This is a genomic window from Flavobacterium sp. ACN2, from assembly GCF_002303885.1.
Taxonomy (GTDB): Bacteria; Bacteroidota; Bacteroidia; order Flavobacteriales; family Flavobacteriaceae; genus Flavobacterium.
In genome coordinates this window covers 218182-244013 of sequence record NZ_MRCM01000006.1, presented here as the reverse complement: position 1 = coordinate 244013, position 25832 = coordinate 218182, and the positions used below count along the sequence as shown (strand labels likewise).

Here is a 25832-nt window from a genome sequence, read left to right as displayed (position 1 = left end):
TTATTGTTCCTTAAATTCTTATTTTGAAATATTAACTTCTGATTAATTCTCCTTCTATTTTAGAAGCTTCGATAATCTGATGAATATCTGCATCAACCACTTCTTTTTTAATATCAGCGAATTTCAAAAATTCAATGTAAACGATATCTAATTGTGTTTTTGTCAATTCGTAACCCACTTTTTTAGCACGGTAAGCCAAAGCAGCTCTTCCGCTTCTTGCTGTTAAAATGATTGAAGATTCATTTACACCCACATCTAGCGGATCCATAATCTCGTAAGTTGCTCTATTTTTGATAACACCATCTTGGTGAATTCCAGAACTGTGTGCAAAAGCATTTGCTCCAACAATCGCTTTATTTGGCTGCACAATCATCCCCATACTTTCAGAAACCAAACGACTCATTTCGTTCAATTCTCTTGTATTAATGTTTGTATCTAGATTTAAGTAAGGGTGTTGTTTGAAAATCATTACCACTTCTTCAAGCGCAGTATTTCCAGCTCTTTCACCAATACCATTAATAGTACATTCTATTTGTCTTGCTCCATTGATAGCTCCTGCAATTGAGTTTGCAGTTGCCATTCCTAAATCATTATGACAGTGACATGAAAGGATTACGTTTTCGATTCCTTTTACGTTTTCTTTTAAGTATTTTATTTTTGCTCCGTATTCTTCCGGAAGACAGTATCCAGTAGTATCAGGAATATTCAATACAGTTGCTCCAGATTTAATAACTTCTTCACAAACTTTAGCTAAGAACGCATTATCTGTTCTACCTGCATCTTCTGCGTAGAATTCTACATCTTCTACATAAGATTTAGCATGCGCTACAGCAAATTTTGCTCTTGCAATAATATCTTCAGGCGTAGTTTGTAATTTGTGGAGTATATGAGATTCTGAAGTTCCGATTCCAGTATGGATTCTTGGTTTCTTAGCGTGCTTTAAAGCAGCTGCTGCAACATCAATGTCGTTTTTTACGGCTCTTGTAAGTCCGCAGACGGTTGCATTTTCTACAATTTTACAAATCTCAGAGACCGATAAAAAATCGCCCGGACTTGACACAGGAAAGCCTGCTTCGATAATGTCAACTCCCATTTTGTCTAGTCGTTCTGCGATAACTAATTTTTGCTTAGTATCTAACTTACATCCTGGAACTTGTTCACCATCTCGCAATGTGGTGTCAAAAATTTGAACTTTCTCTCTATTCATATTCATTTATTTAATGTAATTTCACATCTTGATAACAAATATATATTGTACTATTACAGTATGAAATTCATTTTAATGAAATTATACTGTTCATAAAACGTTTTATCTTACATCAACTAACTTATAATCAATAAGTTATATTATTATTTTTTACAATGGCTAACCATCAAAAAGATTTCTTATTTGTTCTAATCAAATCACTTTCGAAATCAGAAAAAAGGCAGTTTAAAATTTTTGCAAGCAGATTAGAAACGAGTTCAAACACAAAATTTATCGAATTATTCAATATTTTAGATAAATCTGAAGTTTATGATGAAAAACTCATTCTTAAAAGTGGTATTATCCAAAAAGTACAGTTATCTAATTTAAAATCATACTTATACAAACAGATTCTAGTCAGTATAAGATTAAATATTCCTAGCCAGAACATTCGTTATCAGCTTCGAGAGCAAATGGATTTTGCTGTTATTCTATATAATAAAGGATTATACAAGCAGAGTTTAAAAATTCTTGACAAGACCAAACAGCAAGCTTTAGAAAATGACGAAAAATATATGGCGTATGAAATTGTTGAATTCGAAAAACTAATCGAATCGCAATATATTACCCGAAGTATTCAAGGACGTGCTGACGAATTGGTTGTTCAGGCCAAAGAGTTAAACTACCGAAATACGATTTCAAGTAAATTATCTAACTTATCGCTTCAGCTATACGGCATCATGCTAAAAACGGGTTACGTAAAGAGTGATGAGGAATATAAATATATAGACAACTATTTTAACAGACATATAGCAAAACTAGACGAAAGCAAGTTTGGTTTCCGCGAAAAATACTGGTTTTATAATGCTAATCTTTGGCGAAGCTTTCTGGTGCAAGATTTCTTGGCGAGTTATAAATTTGCCTATAAATGGGTTCAGCTTTTTTATGATAATCCAAATATGATTTATCTGAATCCTGTGTTTTTCTTAAAAGGAAACCACTATTTTCTGGAATCGCTTTATATGCTGAAATATACATCGAACTTCAAGAGATATTTAAATCTTTTAGAAGAAACTATTGCAGACCCTAAGTTTCCTTCAAATGATAATCTTGCTTCCTTGTCTTTCTTATATGTATACAACAATAAATTAAATCTGCATATTTTAGAAGGTACTTTCGCGGAAAGCGAATATTTAATTCCTGAGATTTTAAATAAACTGAAATTACACAGTGAACATCTTGATGAGCATCACGAAATGTTGTTTTTCTATAAAATTGCTTCTATTTATTTTGGTAACGAAAAATACAATGAATGCATTAATTACTTAGATAAAATCATCAACAACAAAAACTTGACCATGCGCGAAGATTTAATGTGCTTTGCAAGATTATTGTCTCTGATTGCACATTATGAGCTTGGAAAAGATTATTATTTAGAAAATCATTTGAAAAGCACGTATAAGTTCTTATTGAAAATGAACGATTTGCACGAAGTTCAAAAAGAGATTATCAAGTTTTTAAGGAACCTAAACAACTTCTACCCTGCTGATATTAAAAAGGAATTCAAAAAAATGCATACTCGTTTCGTAGAACTTGAAAAGAACACCTACGAAAAAAGAGCTTTCTTATATCTTGATATTATTTCGTGGCTAGAAAGCAAAATCGAAAACAGAAAAATTGCTGATATAATTAAGGAGAAAGCGAAGTTGAATAACAGATAAATGTTTTAAATTCCAATAAAGAAATTCCAAATTCCAATCAAAAGGGTTGAAAAATAAAGTTTTTCAACCCTTTTTGTCATCCTGAGGAACGAAGGATCACACTCGTAAATCAACAAAGATTGGAGAATTTTTCGATAGTTTCTAGTGTCATCCTTCGTTAGGATGACATACTAAACGCTAAAAACAGCAAACCCGACAGGTTTAAAAAAACTGTCAGGTTTAATAACCTCAAAAAAAAATCCCAAACTCCGATAATTGGAATTTGGGATTTTATATATTGAAATTTTTAAAAAACTATTCAACTATATTAGAAGTAGTAACATAGAAATCTTTATCTACTTCTACTTTTCTGTCTTCACTTGTTGTTTTTACTGATTGCCATTCTGTAGTTGGTTTCAGCCAAGTTTCAACACCGTTTAATTTTACTCTTACCGGCATATCAAATTTAGAAACACAGTTTGTCCAGTGGTAACCGAAAGTTCCGTTTTTAAACATATATTCAAAAACCGGAATTTGAGTTGTCGTTAAATATTGTGCAAAAACTCTGTTGAAGTTAATTCCTGACTGATCGTTGATGTAATCTTGAATCTGTTTTCCTGTAACCGTTTGGTGATAAAACGTTTTGTTCATACCTCTTAAAATCGATTTCCATTTTGCATCATCATTGATTACCTGACGAATCATATGTAGCATTGAAGCTCCTTTTGGATACATATCGCCAGAACCTTCATTGTTCACATCATAATGCCCGATAATTGGAATATCATTTTGAATATTTTTTCTACAGCCAATTACATACTCTGCACCAGCTTCTTTTCCGTAGTAATACTCGACAAAAAGGCTTTCCGAATAGTTTGTAAAACTTTCATGAACCCACATATCAGCGATATCCTTATAGGTAATATTGTTGGCATACCATTCGTGACCCGATTCGTGAATAATGATAAAATCAAACTTTAATCCCCATCCTGTTCCGCTCAAATCACGTCCTAAATATCCATTTTTATATTGATTGCCATAAGTTACAGAACTTTGGTGCTCCATTCCTAAATACGGAACTTCAACCAATTTATAGCTGTCTTCGTAGAACGGATAAGGTCCGAACCAGCTTTCAAAAGCTTTTAGCATTTTTGGAGCATCTTTAAACTGCTCTTTTGCTAAAGCTAGATTGTCTTTTAAAACATAATAATTACAGTCTAAATTTCCTTTTTCGCCTTTAAAAACCTCATAAAAATTCACATAATCACCAATATTGATGTTTACACCATAATTATTGATTGGGTTTGCAACATACCAATTGAAAGTTTTAGTTCCGTCTTTTTCTTTTTTAACGCTCTGTAATCTTCCGTTTGAAACCTCTGTTAAGTCTCCTGGAACATTTACGCTAATCAACATATTCTCCACTTCATCGTACATATGATCTTTACAAGGCCACCAAACGCTCGCGCCTAAACCTTGACAAGATGTCGCAATAAAATCTTTTCCGTTTTTATCTTTTTTCCAAGAGAAACCACCATCCCAAGGAGCTCTAACAGCTTCTTTAGGTTTTCCTTCAAAGAAAACTACAATTTCTTTTACTGCACCAACTTTTTGTTTTTCTGTTAAAGTAATAAAGAAAGCATTTCCATTTCTTTCAAATTTTAAATCTTTACCATTCTGAGTCACTTTGGTAATATTCATTGGCTCTTGTAAATCGATCTGCATACGATTGTTCTCTGTTAAAACAGTATAACGAACAGTATTTGAACCTGAAATAAATTTCTCTGAAGGCTTAACCTTTACATCAAGGTGATAATATTTTAAATCCCACCAAGCTCTTTCTTTTGTGATGCTTCCGCGTAAAGTATCCTGATGTGTAAAAACGGTTTCTGACTTATTTAAAAGTCCCTGAGCATTGGCAGAGAAACCAACCAAAAAGGCGATAAAAATGCCACTAAAGTATTTTTTCATTATTTATAAATTTGTACGAAATAAAGGAATTAAATCAGTTTATTTTCAACAAATGTAAACATTCATATCTAGTATTTTAAAATTTTATGATTTACGGCAGAAAAAAAAATCACTCATTTCAATTAATCTTCTCTATTTTAGTGGTTTTAAAATACTAGAATCATATATGAGATTTGGCACAATACTTTCGTCTTTACTGGCAATAATTGCAACTACTGTCAATTCACAAAATATCCTCATTCATAAAACGAATAAAAAAATAAAAATCGACGGTGATTTAACCGATTGGAAAACGCCTTTTCTTGGCCCTTTTGTAATTCATAATACAGGAGAAAGCGCCACTCAAAAAACCTTCGTCTCACTTTCTTGGAATAATAAAAACCTTTACATCGCTTACAACTGCACTGATTCTAAAATTGTTGGAACGCTACAAGCAAAAGATTCGCAGATTTTTCAAACAGACGATTTAGCTGAAATTTTTCTTGATCCAGACGGAGACAGCCAAAACTATATTGAAATTGGAGTAAACGCATTTTCTACAAAATATGATTTACTTTTAAAATGCATTTCAGATGAATGTGGCGGATGGAATACCTCAATGGATTTTGACATTAAAGGTTTAGAAACTGTCAGTAAAATCAATAAAGACGGATATACTGTAGAAATAAAAATTCCTTTTTCTAGTCTTAGAAAAATTAAAAATGGCGGTTTTTCGAAACCTAAAGTCGGAACTAAATGGAAAGGAAATGCTTTTAGAATTGATTACGGTAACACAACCGAATATCTTGCTTTACAACCTTATAAGAGCTTAAAGTTTGGTTTTCATCAGCCGCAAGAATTTGCAGTTTTTGAGTTTGTGGATTAATTTAGTTGATTTTGGTTTCAAGTTTCAGGTTTCAAGTTCTGTGTGATAACCTGCAAACTTGAAACTTGAAACTTGAAACTAAACTTTCTTATTTCTGACGTCCCTTCAAAACCCCCACAACATCATTCAATTGATATCCTTTTGCCTGAAGCAGAATCAAATAATGAAACAATAAATCAGCGCTTTCGCTAAGGAACAAATCATCATTATCATCTTTAGCTTCAATAACAACTTCTACAGCTTCTTCCCCAACTTTTTGAGCAATTTTATTAATTCCTTTTTCAAATAGAGAAGCTACATAACTTTTCTCAGAATCAGCATTTTCTCTGCGAGTTTTGATTGTGTTTTCTAATTGAGAAATAAAACCATAATTCGCATCATTTGGCTCTTGCCAACACGTATCAGCTCCTGTGTGACAAGTTGGTCCAACAGGTTTTGCCCGAATTAAAAGCGTATCTCCGTCGCAATCATTTTTAATGCTTACTAAGTTTAAAAAGTTACCACTCTCCTCACCTTTTGTCCAAAGTCTTTGTTTAGAACGGCTGAAGAAAGTTACTTTTTGTGTTTCTATTGTTTTTTGAAGCGATTCTTCGTTCATATACCCCAGCATCAGAACATTTTTTGTTTCTGCATCCTGAATGATCGCCGGAATTAATCCGTGTGCGCTTTTGATATCGATGTCCATAATTATTTTAGATTTTTGATTTCAGATTTTAGATTCTCAAAGCTGAAATTCTTTTTTTTTATTGATTGAAATTTGGATTTTTTACAACCTTACTGCAATACCATTATTCTTAAGTTCTTGTTTCAATGCCTTGATTTCGATTTCTTTGAAGTGAAAAACGCTTGCCGCTAAAGCTGCATCAGCTTTTCCTTCTTTGAAAGAATCTACAAAATGCTGAATATTTCCAGCGCCTCCCGAAGCAATAATCGGAATATTTACTAGTTCTGAAAGTTTAGCCAAAGCTTCATTTGCAAAACCGTTTTTAGTTCCGTCATTATCCATCGATGTAAACAAAATTTCTCCAGCACCACGTTCTGCAACTTCAACAGCCCAATCGAATAAATTTAACTCAGTTGGCACTTTTCCACCAACTAAATGTACAATCCATTGTCCGTCAATTTGTTTGGCGTCTATTGCAACGACAACGCATTGACTTCCAAATTTCTGAGCCAAATCGTTAATCAGTTGCGGATTTTTTACCGCCGATGAATTAATTGAAACTTTATCGGCTCCATAGTTCAACAATATATCTACGTCCTCTACAGATGAAATTCCGCCGCCAACTGTAAACGGAATATTGATTTTCTCTGCGACGCTTCGCACCATGTTTACCAGCGTTTTACGTCTTTCTTCTGTTGCAGAAATATCCAGAAAAACCAATTCATCCGCACCTTCAGCCGAATAAATTTCAGCCAACTCTACAGGATCTCCAGCATCGCGTAAATCCACGAAATTAACGCCTTTTACGGTTCTTCCGTTTTTTATATCTAAGCAAGGTATTATTCTTTTTGCTAACATTTATCTAATGTGTTAATTAGAAAATTAGTCAATTAGAAAATTAATTTACACTCCGCAAAACAATTATCTAATTATCAAATTTTCTCATTTACTAATTATAAAATTCTCTAGTTGTTTCAAGCTAATTCTCCCTTCGTAAATCGCTTTTCCAATTATGGTTCCTTCGCAACCTAATTCGGCAAGCTTTGGCAATTCGTCAAAAGTTGAAATTCCGCCAGAAGCGATTAGTTTTACGCCTTCAGCTTCTGCTAAAATTTTACTGTATAAATCAAAACTTGGACCTTGAAGCATTCCATCTTTGGCAATATCGGTACAAATAACATACTGAATTCCTTTTGATTGATAATCTTGAATAAACGGAACCAAATCTTCATTAGATTCTTCTAACCATCCAGAAACGGCAATTTTTTCATCTTTAGCATCAGCGCCTAAAATGATTTTTTCTGAACCGTATTCTGAAATCCATTTTTCGAAAATTGCTCTGTTTTTTACGGCAATACTTCCGCCAGTTATTTGGTTTGCACCGCTTTCAAAAGCAATTCTCAAATCGTCATCCGATTTTAATCCGCCTCCAAAATCAATTTTTAAGCTCGTTTGATTGGCAATTTGTTCCAATATCTTATAATTGACAATTTTGCTCGATTTTGCACCGTCTAAATCTACTAAATGCAGATATTCGATTCCGTGTGCTTCAAATGATTTCGCTACTTCAAGCGGATTTTCATTGTAAATTATTTTAGTATCATAGTCACCTTTGGACAAACGAACGCATTTTCCTTCAATGATATCTATGGCTGGTATTATTCTCATGCTTTTAATTTTAGATTTCTGATTTTAGATTTTAGATTCTAAAAATTGAAATTGATTTTTTGAAATTTTGATTGATATTGAAATTTTACATTTTTAAAAAATTTCCTAGAATCTTTTCGCCAACATCACCACTTTTTTCTGGGTGAAATTGAGTTCCGTAAAAATTATCTTTTTGTAAAGCCGATGCATATTCAACGTCGTAATTTGTTGTAGCAATAGATTCATCACAATTTGGCGCATAAAAACTATGAACCAAATACATGAATTCATTTTCAGAAATACCTTTAAATAAATCGGTTTTTAAATCATAAATCTGATTCCATCCCATTTGTGGCACTTTTACATTGTTTGAAAATTTCAAAACATCAACATCAAAAATTCCTAAACCTTCTGTATTTCCTTCTTCTGTTTTGTTGCACATCAATTGCATTCCAAGACAAATTCCTAAAACAGGCTGTTTCAATTCTGGAATCAAACCATCCAAACCGCTTTCACGAAGTTTAGCCATTGCCGAACTCGCTTCGCCCACGCCCGGGAAAATCACTTTATCGGCCGATTTAATTTCGTCCGGATTATTACTCAAAACTGCCTTAAATCCCAATCTTTCAATAGCAAATATAATGCTCTGAATATTTCCTGCTCCGTAATTTATAATTACTATTTTCATTAATTTTTTGTTTGTTTTGTTTCAGGTTTAAAGTTTCAAGTTACTCAACAGAACGTGAAACGTGAAACTTTAAACCTGAAACAAAATTCATTAAAACATTCCTTTTGTCGAAGGCAAAATCATTTTTTCGGTGTCTCTTTTTACGGCTACTTTTATCGCTTTTGCGAAAGCTTTAAAAATGGCTTCAATTTTATGATGTTCGTTGATTCCTTCTGCTTTGATATTTAAGTTGGCTTTTGCGCCGTCTGTAAATGATTTAAAGAAGTGATAGAACATTTCTGTTGGCATTTTACCTACCATTTCGCGTTTAAATTCGGTTTCCCAAATCAGCCAGCTTCTTCCTCCAAAATCAATTGCTGCTTGTGCTAGACAATCATCCATTGGAAGACAGAAACCGTAACGTTCGATTCCTAATTTGTTTCCTAACGCTTTCGCGAAAACTTCTCCTAAAGCAATTGCAGTATCTTCTATGGTGTGGTGTTCATCTACTTCTAAATCGCCTTTTACAATAATTTCCAAGTCCATTTGACCGTGACGTGAAATTTGATCTAACATATGATCAAAAAACGCAATTCCAGTATCGATTTTACTTTTTCCTGTTCCGTCAAGATTTAGATTAATATAAATATCCGTTTCGTTTGTTTTACGAGTAATAGAAGCAGAACGCACTTCTAGTTTCAAAAATTCATAAATCTTCTTCCAATCCATTGATTGCAAAACGATTGTATCATTCAATTCTTCACGTTTAGATGAAATTTCATTGCTTCCAATTCCATCTGTATCGTTCATGAAAATGGCTTTTGCACCAAGGTTTTTAGCCAATTCGACATCTGTTAAACGGTCTCCTAAAACAAAAGAATTCTCTAAATCATATTCGGGATTGTTCAAATATTTAGTCAGCATCCCCGTTCTTGGCTTGCGGGTTGGTGCGTTTTCTTCTGGAAAAGTTCTGTCTACAAAGATTTCATCAAAAACAACTCCTTCGTTTTCAAAAGCTTTTAAAATAAAATTCTGCGTTGGCCAAAAGGTATCTTCAGGAAAACTATCCGTTCCTAAACCATCCTGATTGGTTACCATTGCCAATTCGTAATCTAATTCATTGACAATTTTAGCCAGATATTGAAACGCTTTCGGATAAAACTCCAGTTTATCTAAGCTGTCTAATTGGTAATTTTCAGGTTCTAAAACGATCGTTCCGTCACGATCGATAAAAAGTACTTTTTTCATGTTTTTATTTTTGAGAATAAAGAAAAAAGAGTAAAGAAAATAGACTTTTCATTCTAGCTCAAAAGCTCTTTCATTTTTTTCTTTCTTCTTTACTCTATATTCTTTCTTCTATTTCAACAACTTCAATTCTCTAATTACAACCGCGTTTTCTTCTTTCGTTCCAATTGTAAAACGAAGACAATTTTCGCATAAAGGCTGTGTTGTTCTATTGCGAATAACGATTCCTTTTTCAATTAGCTGATTGTATCTTTTGTTGGCATCATCTACTTTGGCTAAAATAAAATTAGCTTCTGTTGGATATACTTTTTCAACAAAACTTACTTCAAGTAAAACTTTAAGCAATTCTTCTCTTTGCTCAATAATAGAAGCTATTTCTTGTTTTATTTTATCAGAATCTTTCAAACGTTCTTTCGCTCTTTGCTGCGTCAATTCGTTTACATTATAAGGCGGTTTAATTTTATTTAAAACCGAAATCACAGCTTCAGATGCATAACAGATTCCCAAACGGATTCCAGCTAAACCATACGCTTTTGAAAGCGTTTGTGTAATCACTAAATTTGGATATTCGTCAATTTCTGTCAGCCAGCTTTCTTTATCAGAGAAGTCAATATAAGCTTCATCAATAACAACTAGACCTTTAAAATTTTGCAACAGTTTAACTACACTTTCATCTGAAAATGAATTTCCTGTCGGATTATTTGGCGAACATAAAAAGATGATTTTTGTATTCTCGTCAACCGCTTCTAGAATCTTTTCAACTTGAGGTTGAAAATCTGTCGATAGGAGAACTTCTCTGTTTTCAACAGCATTAATATTCGCTAAAACGCCATACATTCCGTATGTTGGAGGAAGCGAAATAATATTGTCTTTACTAGGTTCACAGAAAGCTCTAAAAAGCAAGTCTAAAACTTCGTCACTCCCATTTCCTAATAAAATCTGATTTTGCTTTACTAAGTTATTTTTAGCCAATATAGCTTTAACTGAGTTCTGCTGCGGATCCGGATAGCGGTTTACGCCATTTTGAAACGGATTTTCATTAGCATCCAAAAAAATCATTTCGGCTGTATCAAAATCTTCAAACTCATCTCTCGCAGACGAATATGGTTTTAAGGATTTTACGTTTTCACGTGTTATTGTATTTATATCGAATTTCATTTTTATTTATTTTTTAGAATATAGAATAAAGACGATAGACTCTCTTCTGATTTGCAGTTTTTTTACTCTTTGTTCTATATTCTATACTCTTTTCTCTTTATAAACTCTTCAATCTTAATGTTACAGCATTTTTATGCGCCTGTAAACCTTCAGCTTCAGCCATAGTTTCGATGGCGCTTCCTATATTCAGAATTCCTTCTTTAGTAATTTTCTGAAAAGTCATCGATTTCATAAAACTGTCTAGATTGACACCGCTGTAATTCTTTGCATAACCATTTGTTGGCAAAGTATGATTCGTTCCTGAAGCGTAATCTCCGGCACTTTCAGGAGTATAATTTCCAATAAAAACAGAACCTGCATTTACGATTCCGTTACAGTAGAAATCATCATATTCAGAACAGATTATAAAGTGCTCTGGCCCATATTCGTTGATTAAATCTAAAGCGATTTGATCGTTTTCCACATAAATCAATTTCGAATTCTCGATCGCTTTCTCTGCAATTGCTTTTCTTGGAAGCGCTTCTAACTGAGATTGTACTTCTTTCTCTACTTCTCCAATTAGTTTTTTTGAAGTCGAAACTAAAATCACTTGGCTATCTGTTCCGTGTTCTGCTTGAGATAATAAATCTGAAGCCACAAAAGCTGGAACCGCTGTATCATCAGCCACAATTAATAATTCTGAAGGCCCTGCAGGCATGTCAATTGCAACTCCAAATTGCGTTGCCAATTGTTTTGCTACCGTTACAAATTGATTTCCTGGTCCGAAAATTTTATATACTTTCGGAATGGACTGTGTTCCAAAAGTCATTCCTGCAATTGCCTGAATTCCTCCAACTTTTAGAATTTTAGTTACTCCGCATAAATTCGCCGCGTATAAAATTGCTGGATTAATTTTGCCTCTTTTATCTGGTGGCGAACACAATACAATTTCTTTACAACCCGCAATTTCAGCAGGAACCGCCAACATTAAAACAGTAGAAAACAAAGGCGCTGTCCCTCCAGGAATGTATAAACCAATTTTTTGAATTGGTCTTTTCTCTTGCCAGCAATTTACTCCTTCAATTGTTTCAACTTCTACTCTGTCTGTTTTCTGAGCGTTGTGGAATTTATAAATATTTTCTTTTGCTAATTCAATAGCTTCTTTTAATTCATTCGGAATCAAACTAATTGCTTCAGTTATTTCTTCTTCTGAAACTTCATAATTGTCTTGTGAAATTCCATCAAAAATCGAAGTATATTTTGCTACAGCTTCATCTCCTTTTCTTTGTACTTCTTTGAAGATTTCTTTTACTGTAACTTCAATATCATCAACAGTTTGAGTTGGCCTTTTTAATATTTCTGACCAGATCTCTGGTTTTGGATTATCTATTTTATTCATAATATTTTCAATATTAAATTCCAAATTTCTAAAAATCCAAATTCCAATTCTTTATTTTAAAAATCAGCGCTAAGCTTGGAATTTGGAATTTAAAAATTGAAATTTCTTTTTATAGTACCATTTTCTCAATTGGGCAAACTAGAATTCCTTCTGCTCCTACTTCTTTTAGCTGATCAATTACATCCCAGAAAGTATCTTTGTCGATTACAGAGTGAACACTACTCCAACCTTCTTGAGCGAGAGGAAGAACCGTTAAACTTCTCAAAACGGGAAGGATTTTTCCAACCGCTTCGATTTTATCGTTTGGAACGTTCATTAGGATATATTTCGAATTTCTAGCTCTTAAAACCGCTTGAATTCTGAATTTTAAAGTATCAATGTGTTTTTGAATTTCTGGAGAAACTTTTGGAGAAACTGCCAAAACCGCTTCGCTTTTTAAGATTACTTCAACTTCTTTTAAGTTGTTTTTAAAAAGTGTGCTTCCGCTTGAAACGATATCTACAATTGCATCTGCAAGTCCAATATTTGGCGCAATTTCCACTGAACCAGAAATTTGGTGAATATCTACCTTTATACCAAATTTACTGAAATATTCGTTAACCGTGTTTGGATAAGAAGTTGCAATACGAAGATTGGCTAAATCTTGAACCGAATTGTATTCGAAAGTTTTAGGAACCGCTACCGAAACTTTGCATTTTGAGAAACCTAGTTTCTGAACGACTTCGATTCCTTTTCCTTTTTCTACCAAAAGATTGTCGCCAACGATTGCTAAATCTACTACTCCATCAATTAAATACTGTGGAATATCTGAATTTCTAAGGTATAAAACTTCAAGAGGAAAGTTTGAAGCTTCTGCTTTTAACTGATCGATTCCGTTGTTGATTGAAATACCGCAGTCTTTTAGAATTTGAATGCTGTCTTCGTTTAAACGACCCGATTTTTGAATTGCAATTTTTAAAGTACTCATTTTTTTAGTTGTTTGTTGGATTAATAGTTTGAGTACAAAGAGAGTTAGAATTAAAAAACCCGTTTGATGTACTCAAACGGGTTTTAAAATATGATGATTTACATGCATACCATTAACACATCGCTTGAGAGCAATAATGTAAATGATGATGATGTAATTGAATTGAAATCATGATTGGTTTTGTTTTTACTTCTTTGATTCGGTTGCAAATATACTAGATAAAATAATTAAAAAGCAATTTTTAATTTAACTTAACGATAGTTTATTGTTAAAAATCGTTTTCAACTGCATTTTACTTGATGATTTTAAAATTACTTTAACGAATTATCATATTCTTCAAAAACCAACAATACCTTGGTTCCTTTCCCAATTTCGCTTTCAATTTTAAATTTAATCTGTAGCAAATCTGTCATTCTTTTTACTATAAACAAACCAAGTCCTGTTCCTTTTATTTCAGAGTGATTTAAGGAATCTGACCTAAAAAAAGGATTCAAAATAGACTCTAAATCTTTTTTGACGATCCCAATTCCTTGATCTGAAATATTGCACAAAATTTTATGATTTTCTCTGGATAATGAAATTTTAACTTCACTATTCGGTTTAGAATATTTTATAGCATTTGAAATGATATTTCGAAGAATGGTCACTACTAAATAATTATCAGAATAAATATAAAATTCTTCTTGAGCATCCAAAATCACATTTATTTGTCCAGATTTTATTTTCTCCGTATTTAATGTCAACACATCCAAAACGACTGCATTCAGATAAACATTTTCTTTTAAAATATTCTGTTTTTGATTCTCAAAACGAGCCATCATAAGCAACTGATCGACAAGAGAATTCAAATGGTCAACTTCATTAATACAATAGTTAATTTTTTCTTCGTATTCCTTGCTGTCACGAGGTTTACGAATAAGTACTTCAAGTGTTCCTTTAATTACAGTTAAAGGCGTTCTTAATTCGTGTGAGGCATCAGATGTGAACTGTTTTTCGCGTTCGATCGCGTCTTCAATTCGGTTCAATAAATTATTAATGGTTTTTGAAAGTGTAAACAATTCATCCCTGGTTTTTGGCAACGGAATTCTTGCTTTCAGGTTGTCTTTAGTAATAATTTTCGAAGTTTGAATAATATTATTTATCGGCTTAATACTTCGTCCTGCAAAAAATCTTGCTAGAAAAAATAAAATCAAAAGTATAATTGGAAAAGCAATTAGTAAAGTATCCATTAGATTATCCAACACTTTTGAAGAATCAGAAAGAGACATTGCAATAATTAAATAGCCCACTTTTTTAGACTGTACATGAAGCGGCACTTGTATCTGGCGAATTGTATTCCCTAATAATTTCGTATCAAAAGGATGAAAATGCTCTTTGTTATTATGAAAAACGAGCTTTTCATTTTTTAAATTAGGAGACTTTTCGATAATTTTTTTGTTCAAATCCAAAAACTGAACAAAAATAGGGTTAACATCTACTGAATTATGCTCTCTTTCCTCCCATTCTTCGGCATCCATAAAAATTATAGTACCTTTTTCTATTCTTAGTTCTTTAAAATGATCCTGAACTTCTATATTTAAATTCTCGTCGATATGATTGTAAACGGTGAGTTTTACAATAAAATATATAGCCGAAAAGACTGCTAAAACCAACAATCCGGTTCCTACAATATAATTTAATGCAATTCTATTTCTAAAGGATAATGAAGTCATTTTATTAATCATTGGCGATATATCCAATGCCACGGATAGTTTTTATATAATCTTCTTCAATTTTAAGATTGAGTTTTTTTCTAATTGCATTCATAAAAACATCAATAACACCCGTGTCGTATTCAAAGTTGATTTCCCAAACATCTTTTAAAATCTGATTTCTTGTGCAGACTTTTCCTTTATGCTGAATTAAATAGGCCAACAATTCAAACTCTCGCTGTGTTAGCGAAATTTCTTCCTCACCTTTTAGAACAATATGTCTCGCCAAATCCATCGTAATGTTTCCGAGTGTCAAGGTTTCAGCTTGCTGTTTATTTCTAAAGTGAACTTTAATTCGCTCAACCAATTCCTCGAAGCTAAATGGCTTTTTGATGTAATCGTTTGCTCCAGCTTTTAATCCTTCAATAGTTTCCTGAACCGTATCTTTTGCAGTCAAAAAAATAATTGGCGTAGTCTGATCTTTGATTCTGATTGCCTTACAAAGATCTAAACCATTGATTTTTGGCAGCATCCAATCTAAAAGAATCAAGTCAAATTTCTGTTCCTGAACCAATTCAAAACCTTTAGAACCATCGGCTGCGGTCGTAATTTGATAACCTTCTTCTTGCAAACCTTGTTTTAGAAATTGAACAATTCCTACTTCGTCTTCAACTATTAAAATATGCATTTATCGTATCTGATTAAAATTTGAATTTCATTTTTTCAATTCAAAGATAGAAAATTTAACACTGAGTAATAATGGAATACCCTAATAAATAAAGAAAACCAGCATCTTAAGCAAACTTTAAGTTAACATTAAGTAAGGTAAAAGTGGAACTTAATCTGGCATTAATCAATCGAAAGTAATTTTGTAAAAAAAAATAAATCTGATGAATTTTTCAAAAAAGCTTTCTCCTTTTTACAATCTATCTTTACTCTATTTTATTGTGAGTTTTACCCTTAGAATTGTATTATTATTTCATCCTATCACCCAAAGTTCGTTTACCTTTTCTGAGAGTTTAAAAATATTCTCATTGGGTTTAGTATCAGACTTTTTCGTTTTTTCTATAGCTCTGGCTTTCTTGTGGCTGTATCTTATTTTTATTTCAAATTCTAAATATAATAAACCATACGGATATATTATACTAGCGACTTTTTTGGCACTATTACTATATATCGCTTCTGGAAAAAGTATTTTAGATGAATATGGTGGCGCTTTGCCTAGAATCGTTTTGATTTTCGTTTCGATAAAAACACTTCTTTTTGCGCTTTTTCTTTTCTTGCCCAAACACAGAGATAAGATCCGATTTTGGCTTTTTGCTTTTGTGATTTTCCTTTACGTTTTACTGATTTTACAAAACGCAATAAGTGAATTTTTCTTCTGGAATGAGTTTGGTGTTAAATACAATTTCATCGCTGTCAATTACCTAATTTATACTAACGAAGTAATTGGAAACATTATGCAATCTTATCCTGTAGTCCCTATTTTCTCTGCATTATTTATTATCACTGGGATTATTACGTTTTTCATCATAAAAAAATCAAGAAACTATATTGACGAGATTCCTAGTTTTAATGAAAAATTAAAAATTACAGCTATTTACGCCGTTTTATTTGTTTTTTCTTTATTGGCGATTCCTAGTTTGGCTAAAACAGAAAACTCTAAAAATATATTCGTTAACGAATTGCAATCGAATGGCATTTATAAATTCTATCTGGCTTTTCAGAACAATAAATTAGATTATTTTAAATTCTACAAAACGATTCCAAACGAAAAAGCTTTTGCCATATTAAAGGAAGAAATGCCTACTATTTCAGGAACAAACACTTTGCGCGAAATAAAAGAAGATTCGCTTGAACAACGTAAAAATGTAGTTTTAATTACGATTGAAAGTTTAAGTGCCGATTTCATGAAAATGTATGGGAACGAACAAAATATTACACCTTTTCTAGATAGTCTTGCTCAAAAAAGCTTGTTGTTTACAAATGTATATGCAGCTGGAAACAGAACTGTACGCGGTCTAGAAGCCGTAACTTTATGTCTTCCTCCAACGGCTGGAGAAAGCGTTGTAAAAAGAGAGGATAATAAAAACAAATTTTCGACTGGATCTGTCTTTCTTCAAAAAGGTTACAATGTAAAATTTATGTATGGAGGAGATGCTTTTTTTGATAATATGCAGGATTTCTACACTGGAAATGGTTACCAAATTATTGACAAATCTAGTTTTGCCGAAAACGAAGTTACTTTTTCTAATGTTTGGGGAGTTTGTGATGAAGATATGTACAACAAAGCGATTAAAGTGATGAATGCTGAGGCGAAGCAGAATAAGCCTTTTTTTAATCATATTATGACAGTAAGCAATCACAGGCCTTTTACTTATCCTAATAATAAAATTGACATTCCTGGGGATATTAAATCTCGCGATGGTGGTGTAAAATATACAGATTATGCTTTAAGCCAATTCTTTATGCAAGCTCAAAAACAGCCTTGGTTTAAAAATACGGTTTTTGTAATTGTTGCCGATCACTGTGCGTCGAGCGCAGGAAAAACGGAACTTCCGTTAGATAAATACAGAATTCCAGCTTTAATATATACTCCAAATATGAAGCCTGAAAAATGCACTAAATTGATGTCTCAAATAGATGTTATGCCAACATTATTTGGTCTTTTAAATTTTGATTACCAAAGTAAATTCTTTGGATGTGATGTTTTCAAACCAGATTATCAGCCAAGAGCTTTTATTGCTACCTATCAGGATTTAGGATTAATAAAAGACAATGTTTTGACTATTTTATCTCCAAAACAACAGATAAAACAGTTTCAATTAAAACTTAATAGTAAAGCTGGTATTTCTCCCGAATTTCAAATTCATTATGATGAGATACCATTGAAAACTGAAAACAAGAATCTAGTCAACGAAACTATTTCTTATTACCAATCAGCTTCTTACGTATTGAAAGAGAAAGAATATCAGCTTAAAGATTTAGCCAATAAGAATAAAAAATTATACGCAAACATTCGTTAATGTAAGCAATCAAAAAAGCCGCAAATTATAAAATTTGCGGCTTTTTTTCTATTTCAATAGGAAACTTGAAACAAAAACTTAATCGTTTTGACTTTTCATTCCAAACAAATCTCCTTTTTGGAACATTTTCAAATCATCCTGTAAAAATTGATAGTTTCTTTGAGTCACAGCTGGCGCATCTAAATCGCTCAAATCTGGTTTTCCAGCATTTATCCAAGCCGTATACCAGAAACTTGCAGTTGCTGCAATAGCTTTTTTCATTTGGCTTTCAACCATTCCATTCAATTGTTCGTGCAGTTTTTTAGCATAGTCATCAGAGAAAACAGCTGTATTGTATTTCGTTTTCAATACATTTCCTTCAGCATCCATTTTAAACACTTTGTCTTGCGGAGTTGCCACTCTTAATTTTTTGTCGATATCCAATAAAGGCTGTGCTAAACTGTGCGTATCGTTGATCAAGTCCCAAATTGCTTTGTGAACATCTGGATAATATTGCGCTTCAGGAACATTTAATTTGTAATTTTTAACAAACAACTCTGGCAATCTGCTTTCCCAAAGTGAATGAATTCCTTTTTGGTCTGTCAATTGTCCATCGTGATTTGCAGAAGTATGCAATGGCATGTGTGCATCACCAACATAATGACCTAAATCTGCCGCTAGGAATAAGATTTCAGCTTTATTTTTTTCTTTAAAAGCTTTAGTCAGTTTTACCATCATTTCTTCCAAATACCATGGCAAGATTCCGTTATCCGATAAGAATTTAGCATCGTATTTTTGTTTCGCTTCTTCTAATGTTTTTGGATAAGTATCAGCAGCACCAAAGTTTTCCATATCAAAATAGTGTCTTTGACCTTCTTCTTTATAATTTAAAGCATACTTACGGATATCAGGAACCGAAGCTTCTTGTGTAATAAAATCAATGTGATTGTAGAAAAATATCTGTAATTGTTTTGGTAAAGCCATTACAGCAGCTTTGTTAATACGCTCATGGCCAACATTTCCCCATGACAGCATAATAAAGCCAATAATTAATGCACCGAAAGCGATTAATTTTGGTCTCATTTGGATTTTTTTCATTTGTTTTTTTATTAGAGGGAGCAAATTTAGCTTTAATTAAAGAATACGCAAAAAATACTATCAATAAGATTCTACAATTTTAATTTTTTGAGATTTTAAGCTTTAAAAACAGTATAAGCATATATTAACACTAATTTTCTTTATACATTTGCTTTACTAACAAAATTCAATTTTATGCGCCAGATTACCTTAAATTTATTTTTATTAATTTCTACTTTTTGCTTTGCACAAGAAACTGATTTACAGCTGAAAAATGTTAGTGACACCCTATTAAACCCAAAAAGAATCCTTAAAGTTTCTGATCCTTTAAACGGTGAAAAAACAATGCAAAAACTGTTTCCTGGCAATTTATATCATCTTTCTGATAAAAACACTTTTATAAGCTGGAAATGCAAATCTTGTAAACCTTCTCCTTTTCTGGATGTAAATGGCGTAGAAGGCGATCAGATGTTTCCTTATGCAGAAGGCGTTGCCACAAGACTTATTGCTAATATTGATTATAGCGATTCAAAAGGAAATCAATTTAAAATTTTAGCTTTTAACCATTCTGTTCATGACGAAGACGGACTTCAAACAGGGCGTTTTTCTGGCGGATTGTTAGGCGTAGCTAAGTTTGCAAAGAATGATAATGTTTGGGAAATGAGATCTTTTCAACCTGCAGTAGCTGCGTTTGGGGCTTTTGCGCGATGTCCGACTCCTAAATTAGTTGAAATTGGAGAAGATCAATATGCTTTCACTTTAATTCATGCAAACGGTGGTGCTGGCGGCGCTTATGAAGGCTATCTTTATCTCATTGCTGGTTTTGGCGGAAAATATCAGCCTATTCTGGAAGTCAATAATTATCAGTTGACTAACTCTTCTTTTATTGCTTGGAGCGGATCTTACAAAGTAGTCAATGATAATTCTAAGAAACATTTTAGAGATATTATCATTACCACAAAAGGAACTTATAATATAAAAGTAAGAGGTGAAGACGAATTTGACGTTGAATTTCCTGAAGAAATTGCAACAATGGCCAAAACCAAAAAAGCATTTGATTTTGAGATTGAAAGACGCTATTCATTCAAAGGAAAATTTTACAAAATGATAGACAAACCAATTGTAAAATTCTCCAATGTAAAATAATAGTTGAAAAACTTTGAGTATAGTTTTACCGCAAAGAGCGCAAAGTTTATATACCTAAAATTTTGAATAAAACGCAAAGTTCGCAAAGCTTTGCACAAAAAACTTTGCGAACTTTGCGTAATTCTTTGTGCTCTTTGCGGTTAAAAAAATATTAGTTCAAATAAAGAATTGATACTAAAGCTAAAACAGCAATAAAAATCCAAAGAAAAACGCCTTGAAGCAATGGCTTTACTCCTACCGCTTTTAAAGTGGCAAAGTTTAAAGTTGCTCCAATTAGGAACAAGGTTATGGTTAGACCAATTTTTGCAATGCCTACAAGATGTCCTGTAAAAATGGCTGTTGACGGAACATACGTATTCACTAGCATTGCTATAACAAACAAACCGATAAAATAAGGAATTTTAATTCTTGAATTCTTGCTTTTAAAAACAAAAGCGGTCAAGATTGAAATTGGAATAATCCATAAAGCTCTGGCTAATTTTACTGTCGTAGCAACTTGTAATGCTTCTGCGCCGTATTTATTGGCAGCACCAACTACAGAACTTGTATCGTGAATGGCAATGGCACACCAAAGACCAAAATCTTTTTGTGACAAATCTAATTGATGCCCAATAAACGGAAAAACGAATAAAGCAATTGAATTTAGTATAAAAATAACTCCCAAGGCAATTGAAGTCTGATTTTCGTTTGATTTGATAACTGGCGAAATAGCTGCGATTGCACTTCCTCCGCAAATTGCTGTTCCGCAAGAAATTAAATGAGACGTTTTTTTCTCTGTTTTAAGCCATTTACCTAACAATAATCCAAAAAGTAAAGTACTGAAGATTGAAAAAACCGTTAGAACAAATCCTTCTTTACCAGCTGAAACAGCGCTATGGGCATTCATCCCGAATCCTAAACCAACAACCGAAAACTGCAACAAAAATGTAATGGCTTTGTGATTGAATTCTACAAATGGATTCCCGAAAAGATTCACAATTAAAACGCCAAATAGAAGAGCTATTGGCGGAGAAATAATCGAAAATAAACATAATAGAATTACGGCAAGAAAAAGGACTTGCTGTAAGGACTGATTAATTTCAAATAATTGTGTTGTTGTTTGTTCTTTTGTTTTCAAAATAAATGGGTATTGATATTATGTAGCAAAGTTCCGCCGTTTATATTGAAAACGCCAATCGTAAATTGCAATTGGCTATAACTTCAAGTTATAATGAGATGCTAAATTTTGAATAAACAGTTCTGATAATGAATCTGATTTTCCTTGTAAGGTAGCCACATAAAAATATCTTTCTATTGACAGCTTCTCTACATCCAAAACAATCAATTCTTTATTTTTCAGCTCTTTGCTCACAGCATGAATAGACATAAAAGCAAAACAATCTGAGTTTAGCAAATAGGACTTTATGCTTTCTGTACTTCCTAACTGCATTTCTATCTGTAAATCGGTTAGTTTTAAATTTACTTTTTTCAATGCAAATTCTATAACTTCAAGTGTTCCAGATCCGCGTTCGCGAGTTAGAAATTTCATTGATTTCAAATCGTTTACCGAAATTTCATTTTGTTTTACAAAAGGATTATGACTGTTGCAAACCAAAACCAATTCGTCTTTTAAAAACGGAATGTATTTTATAGATTGATTTTTAGATTGTCCTTCTACAATTCCGATTTCAATTTCTTTATTGATTAAGGCATTTTCGATTTGTTCTGTATTTCCATTCAGCAAATTGACTTTTATATCTTTTTGCTTTTGATGAAAACGCGCCAAAACTGGTGAAATAATATATTGTGAAATGGTTGTACTAGCTCCTAGCCTAAGCAAACCTTGACGTTCTTTATTAAAAGAACTCATTTCAAAGTCTATTTCGCGATAGATATCAAAAATACTTTTAGTATATTTTAGAAGGATTTTTCCAGCTGGAGTTAAAGCGATTTTAGAACCGTTTCGTTCAAAAAGTTTGGTTTTATAGGTTTCCTCTAATTCTTGGATATGTTTAGAAACTGCTGGCTGAGTAATATACAGTTCTGTTGCCGCTTTAGTAAAATTAAGGCGGAGCGCAACGGTGTAGAAAACTTTTAGCCTGAAATCCATTTCAAAAAAATTAAAGATAAATAATTATTGCCAATCTATTGGAAATGTTCCAGATTCGTTTAATAATAAAACTAAATTATATTTACCTATTTTTTTATCTTTTCTATAAATATAAACTTTTTTTGAAAATGCTTTTTTAACTAAACTATCGTCTTTTTGAATATCGATCTTATAAGAATTAAAATTAGCAAAATTGAATTTCTTTTCCACACCATCCACAGTAATGTTACCTTTTGCATTTTCATTAATTTTAGTGATCACAAATTGATAGTCATTTCTATTTTCTTTTCTAGCGTTTATGTAAATCCAAAAAAAAATAGCACAAAAAAACAGACTAAAGAAAATGAAAACTTTTTTAAAAGACATAACACTTCATTTTAAAGCAACCCATTATACTTTCTAACAAACCATTCAATTGTTAGTAAAGTAGCAATCAAAATCAATAACCAAACCCAGTCAATAATTGGCGTTTTACTTGAGATATTTTTTTCAATTGATTTGTATTCTTTGTTTTCTAAAAGTGTATTAATCAATTGATCGGCTTGATCTTCGAAGAAAGCTTTTCCTCCTGTTTGCTGAGCCAATTGCTGTAATTTAACCACATCCGGATTTACGAATTGCTTTTCGATATCAAAATCTAAAATTTCAAAATGACTTGCGTATGAAGTATTCGAGTTTAATTCTTTTACTGTAAAGTTATATTTTCCTGCTGGAAGTCCTTCTAAATTAGCCGAGAAAGAATTGCTTCCTTTCAATAAATCATAATTCTTAGTTTGTTTCGTCGCAGCATTTACAACAGTAATGGTAAGTCTGGCTTTTTCATCAAACTCATAATTTTTATTGAAATATTGCGCGTTAATAATGATCTCTTCGCCAGAATTATAAAAACTTTCGTGAGATACTACTAACGATTTCTTTGAAGTCGATGATGCTAAATATTGAATAATTTTATCCATAAAAACATCATACTTTTCAAATGACTGATTATCGACATGACTTTGCAAACGCCACTTCCAGCTGTTTTCTCCTAAAAGAAAAGCGGTTCTTTTTCCTTGATTTTCGGCGAAAGCCAATAAAGGTGCATTGGTAGAAACGTTTCTAATTTTTGACGAAAGCAATACAGATACATTTCCGTTAGTGCTGATATTTCCAAACGGATTTTGCAAAGGCGGGAAATTTTCAAAACCAATATTATCAATTGCAAACAGGTTGAAAGCTGATTGGAATTCACATAAAAAATCTTCTCGCTGATTACTCATTTTAAAAACCAGATTGTTCTGCTGCTGATTTAGAAAATTGAAATCGGTATTGTTTCCTGTTACAATAAAGGTATTTGTTCCTTTTAATTTATTGTTCTCAAATATCGCTTTAAAAGCTGTTGTTGGCTGATATAAAACCAAAACAGAAACATCATCTAAATCGCTAATTTGATTTGGTTTAACTAATATTACTTTACGCTGTGCATTAACTTCAATCGAACGTTTTAAAACGGAAATATCTGGATGATTTATAGCAGAAACAATTGCAACAGTTGATTTTTGATCTATTATTTCTACTGCAAAATTTTTGACGTTATTATAACTGTTTTTTTCTTTTGCAGATGATTGAATATTGGCTTTATAAATCTGCAATCCTACTTTGTCTGCTGGAAGAAGCAAGTTTAGCGAAACTGTTTTCTTTGATGGCGAGAAAGCTAGTTTTTCTTTTGCTACAACTGTGCTTCCTTGCGTAATGGTAAATTCTGCATTTGTGGTTTTATCTCCTCCATATTGCAGAAAAACTTCAACTGGAAATTTATTTTTGTGAAAAGCGTATTTATTTACGTTTAACTGATTGATTTTTAAATCAAAAAAAGTGGTTGTATCTCCCACAACCAAAGGATAAACTTTATTGACAGGATCAAAACGATATACATAATCGTTTCCTGTAGTTTGATTTCCGTCAGTAATAATAACTGTTGGGAAAATCAGATTTTTGTGGATGCTTTTTAGATTTTTGGCCACTTCGTCTAAATTGGTCTGATTTCCTTTGAAATCAAATTGGTCTGAAGTTTTAAAATCATTATCAAACTGATAGGTTTGAACATCGAATTTTTCTTTTAAAGCTGGATTCGAAACCACTTTTTGGTATAATTCAACCGCTTTCTGGTCTGATTTTAAAGCAGCAATAGAACTCGAATTATCAACAACAATTGCCAGAGGTGTTTTGGTGATCTCGAGAGAATTTTTTGAAATAATCGGATTTATCAATAAAACCAACAATCCGAAAATGGCTAGAAAACGTAAAAAAGCCAAAAGTATAATCACATTGGATTTACTTTTGGCTTTGAAAAAATATTGAAAATACGACAAACCACCAGCAATTACTAAAGAAAGCAATAATAAAAGAATCGTGTTTGTAGTCATAGTTTATTCAGTAATTGGAAGATTAATAATTCAAAGATTTCAAAACCTTTGAACCTTTGCAACTTAGCACCTCAGTACCTTAGGTTAGCATTCCTCCGCAAACATTAAGAACTTGCCCTGTAATGTAAGCACTCATGTCTGAAGCTAAGAAAAGACAAGCGTTTGCAACGTCTTCTGTAGTTCCTCCGCGTTTCAACGGAATACCTTCTCTCCATCCTTTTACTACATCTTCACTTAATTTTGCAGTCATTTCAGTTTCGATAAAACCTGGTGCGATTGCATTGCAACGAATATTACGAGAACCTAACTCAAGAGCTACAGATTTAGTAAATCCGATTGCACCTGCTTTTGAAGCTGCATAATTTGTTTGACCTGCGTTTCCAGAAACTCCAACAACAGAACTAATATTAATGATAGATCCTGCTCTTTGTTTCAAGAAAGTTTTCTGAATCGCTTTTGTCATATTAAAAACCGATTTCAAATTCACATCAATTACTTGGTCAAAATCTGCCTCAGACATACGCATTAACAAATTGTCTTTTGTAATTCCGGCGTTGTTGATTAAGATGTCAACAGTTCCAAAATCTGCTAAAACAGCATCAACAAAAGTCTGCGCTTCGTTAAAATCTGCTGCATTAGATTGGTATCCTTTAGCTTTTACTCCTAAAGCATTTAATTCTGCTTCTAAAGCTTCTGCAGATGCTGCAGATGAGCTGTATGTAAAAGCAACATTTGCTCCATGTTTAGCAAAAACTTCAGCAATTCCTTTTCCAATTCCACGGCTTGCACCAGTAATAATTGCAACTTTTCCTTCTAGTAATTTCATATTCAAAATTAATGTTAATATTTCTTTACAGCTTGTGCCATTACTTATTTGCATTTTCTGCTAAAAAAGAAAATTCCATAAGTTTTACCTACGCTATAAATGACTTGTCAAATATATAATATTTCCCTTTTTAAAAAAAATAGCA

The 25832-nt window shown here is 32.5% G+C and carries 22 protein-coding genes; 4 read left to right on the top strand and 18 right to left on the bottom strand.

The window, feature by feature from the left end:
* Positions 1–31: 31 nt before the first annotated feature.
* On the bottom strand, positions 32–1207 hold the full coding sequence (locus tag BSF41_RS09745) for a 2-isopropylmalate synthase (RefSeq protein ID WP_095929340.1): 1176 nt from the start codon (positions 1205–1207) through the stop codon (positions 32–34).
* A 155-nt stretch (positions 1208–1362) separates the two neighbouring features.
* Between BSF41_RS09745 and BSF41_RS09740 the strand changes: the two genes are divergently transcribed.
* A complete protein-coding gene (locus BSF41_RS09740) occupies positions 1363–2907 on the top strand; it encodes a hypothetical protein (protein WP_095929303.1) in 1545 nt (514 codons plus the stop codon).
* Between the two features lie 294 nt (positions 2908–3201).
* Here BSF41_RS09740 and BSF41_RS09735 read toward each other — a convergent pair whose 3' ends face one another.
* Positions 3202–4857 carry a M1 family metallopeptidase gene (locus tag BSF41_RS09735; protein WP_095929302.1) on the bottom strand — a complete coding sequence of 552 codons (1656 nt, stop codon included), beginning with the start codon at positions 4855–4857 and terminating at the stop codon, positions 3202–3204.
* Positions 4858–5023: 166 nt separating this feature from the next.
* On the opposite strand from BSF41_RS09735, the gene BSF41_RS09730 reads away from it, so the two are divergent.
* A complete protein-coding gene (locus BSF41_RS09730) occupies positions 5024–5722 on the top strand; it encodes a carbohydrate-binding family 9-like protein (protein WP_095929301.1) in 699 nt (232 codons plus the stop codon).
* A gap of 88 nt (positions 5723–5810) precedes the next feature.
* On the opposite strand, the gene hisIE is transcribed toward BSF41_RS09730, so the two are convergent.
* From hisIE to BSF41_RS09680, 10 genes are all read right to left on the bottom strand, one after another.
* Positions 5811–6410, bottom strand: a complete 600-nt coding sequence (gene hisIE / locus BSF41_RS09725) for a bifunctional phosphoribosyl-AMP cyclohydrolase/phosphoribosyl-ATP diphosphatase HisIE (protein ID WP_305775207.1) — start codon at positions 6408–6410, stop codon at positions 5811–5813.
* A 78-nt stretch (positions 6411–6488) separates the two neighbouring features.
* Complete coding sequence (gene hisF / locus BSF41_RS09720) at positions 6489–7244, bottom strand: imidazole glycerol phosphate synthase subunit HisF (RefSeq protein WP_095929299.1); 756 nt, start codon at positions 7242–7244, stop codon at positions 6489–6491.
* 84 nt (positions 7245–7328) lie between these two features.
* Entirely contained in the window at positions 7329–8054 is a 726-nt protein-coding gene (hisA, locus tag BSF41_RS09715; RefSeq protein ID WP_095929298.1) for a 1-(5-phosphoribosyl)-5-[(5-phosphoribosylamino)methylideneamino]imidazole-4-carboxamide isomerase, read from the bottom strand.
* 85 nt (positions 8055–8139) lie between these two features.
* Positions 8140–8721 carry an imidazole glycerol phosphate synthase subunit HisH gene (gene hisH, locus BSF41_RS09710; protein ID WP_095929297.1) on the bottom strand — a complete coding sequence of 194 codons (582 nt, stop codon included), beginning with the start codon at positions 8719–8721 and terminating at the stop codon, positions 8140–8142.
* A gap of 90 nt (positions 8722–8811) precedes the next feature.
* Complete coding sequence (hisB, locus tag BSF41_RS09705) at positions 8812–9948, bottom strand: bifunctional histidinol-phosphatase/imidazoleglycerol-phosphate dehydratase HisB (protein ID WP_095929296.1); 1137 nt, start codon at positions 9946–9948, stop codon at positions 8812–8814.
* A 108-nt stretch (positions 9949–10056) separates the two neighbouring features.
* Complete coding sequence (gene hisC / locus BSF41_RS09700; RefSeq protein ID WP_172426876.1) at positions 10057–11103, bottom strand: histidinol-phosphate transaminase; 1047 nt, start codon at positions 11101–11103, stop codon at positions 10057–10059.
* A gap of 97 nt (positions 11104–11200) precedes the next feature.
* Positions 11201–12481 carry a histidinol dehydrogenase gene (hisD, locus tag BSF41_RS09695; protein WP_095929294.1) on the bottom strand — a complete coding sequence of 427 codons (1281 nt, stop codon included), beginning with the start codon at positions 12479–12481 and terminating at the stop codon, positions 11201–11203.
* 109 nt (positions 12482–12590) lie between these two features.
* Positions 12591–13448, bottom strand: a complete 858-nt coding sequence (hisG, locus tag BSF41_RS09690) for an ATP phosphoribosyltransferase (protein WP_095929293.1) — start codon at positions 13446–13448, stop codon at positions 12591–12593.
* Between the two features lie 311 nt (positions 13449–13759).
* Positions 13760–15160 carry a cell wall metabolism sensor histidine kinase WalK gene (locus BSF41_RS09685; RefSeq protein ID WP_095929339.1) on the bottom strand — a complete coding sequence of 467 codons (1401 nt, stop codon included), beginning with the start codon at positions 15158–15160 and terminating at the stop codon, positions 13760–13762.
* Between the two features lie 4 nt (positions 15161–15164).
* Positions 15165–15827: a response regulator transcription factor gene (locus BSF41_RS09680; RefSeq protein WP_095929292.1), complete on the bottom strand. Its 663-nt coding sequence runs from the start codon at positions 15825–15827 to the stop codon at positions 15165–15167.
* 202 nt (positions 15828–16029) lie between these two features.
* Here BSF41_RS09680 and BSF41_RS09675 point away from each other — a divergent pair, with 202 nt between their 5' ends.
* The gene (locus BSF41_RS09675; protein WP_095929291.1) at positions 16030–18165 is read left to right on the top strand and encodes an LTA synthase family protein; all 2136 of its coding nucleotides are present in this window, start codon (positions 16030–16032) and stop codon (positions 18163–18165) included.
* A 78-nt stretch (positions 18166–18243) separates the two neighbouring features.
* On the opposite strand, the gene BSF41_RS09670 is transcribed toward BSF41_RS09675, so the two are convergent.
* Entirely contained in the window at positions 18244–19242 is a 999-nt protein-coding gene (locus BSF41_RS09670; protein ID WP_095929290.1) for a zinc dependent phospholipase C family protein, read from the bottom strand.
* A 174-nt stretch (positions 19243–19416) separates the two neighbouring features.
* Between BSF41_RS09670 and BSF41_RS23730 the strand changes: the two genes are divergently transcribed.
* On the top strand, positions 19417–20367 hold the full coding sequence (locus tag BSF41_RS23730; protein WP_095929289.1) for a hypothetical protein: 951 nt from the start codon (positions 19417–19419) through the stop codon (positions 20365–20367).
* 151 nt (positions 20368–20518) lie between these two features.
* Here the strand turns inward: BSF41_RS23730 and BSF41_RS09660 are convergent, their stop codons facing one another.
* The 5 genes from BSF41_RS09660 to fabG all read right to left on the bottom strand — a co-directional run bounded on the left by BSF41_RS09660 (position 20519) and on the right by fabG (position 25687).
* Positions 20519–21484, bottom strand: coding sequence for a YeiH family protein (locus BSF41_RS09660; protein WP_095929288.1), 966 nt, complete (start codon positions 21482–21484; stop codon positions 20519–20521).
* A 75-nt stretch (positions 21485–21559) separates the two neighbouring features.
* Positions 21560–22456 (bottom strand): LysR family transcriptional regulator, encoded by an 897-nt coding sequence (locus BSF41_RS09655; RefSeq protein ID WP_095929287.1) that lies wholly within the window; start codon positions 22454–22456, stop codon positions 21560–21562.
* A gap of 24 nt (positions 22457–22480) precedes the next feature.
* Positions 22481–22822, bottom strand: a complete 342-nt coding sequence (locus tag BSF41_RS09650) for a hypothetical protein (RefSeq protein WP_095929286.1) — start codon at positions 22820–22822, stop codon at positions 22481–22483.
* A gap of 11 nt (positions 22823–22833) precedes the next feature.
* A complete protein-coding gene (locus BSF41_RS09645) occupies positions 22834–24861 on the bottom strand; it encodes a hypothetical protein (RefSeq protein ID WP_095929285.1) in 2028 nt (675 codons plus the stop codon).
* Positions 24862–24940: 79 nt separating this feature from the next.
* On the bottom strand, positions 24941–25687 hold the full coding sequence (fabG, locus tag BSF41_RS09640; RefSeq protein WP_095929284.1) for a 3-oxoacyl-[acyl-carrier-protein] reductase: 747 nt from the start codon (positions 25685–25687) through the stop codon (positions 24941–24943).
* Between the last annotated feature and the right edge of the window lie 145 nt (positions 25688–25832).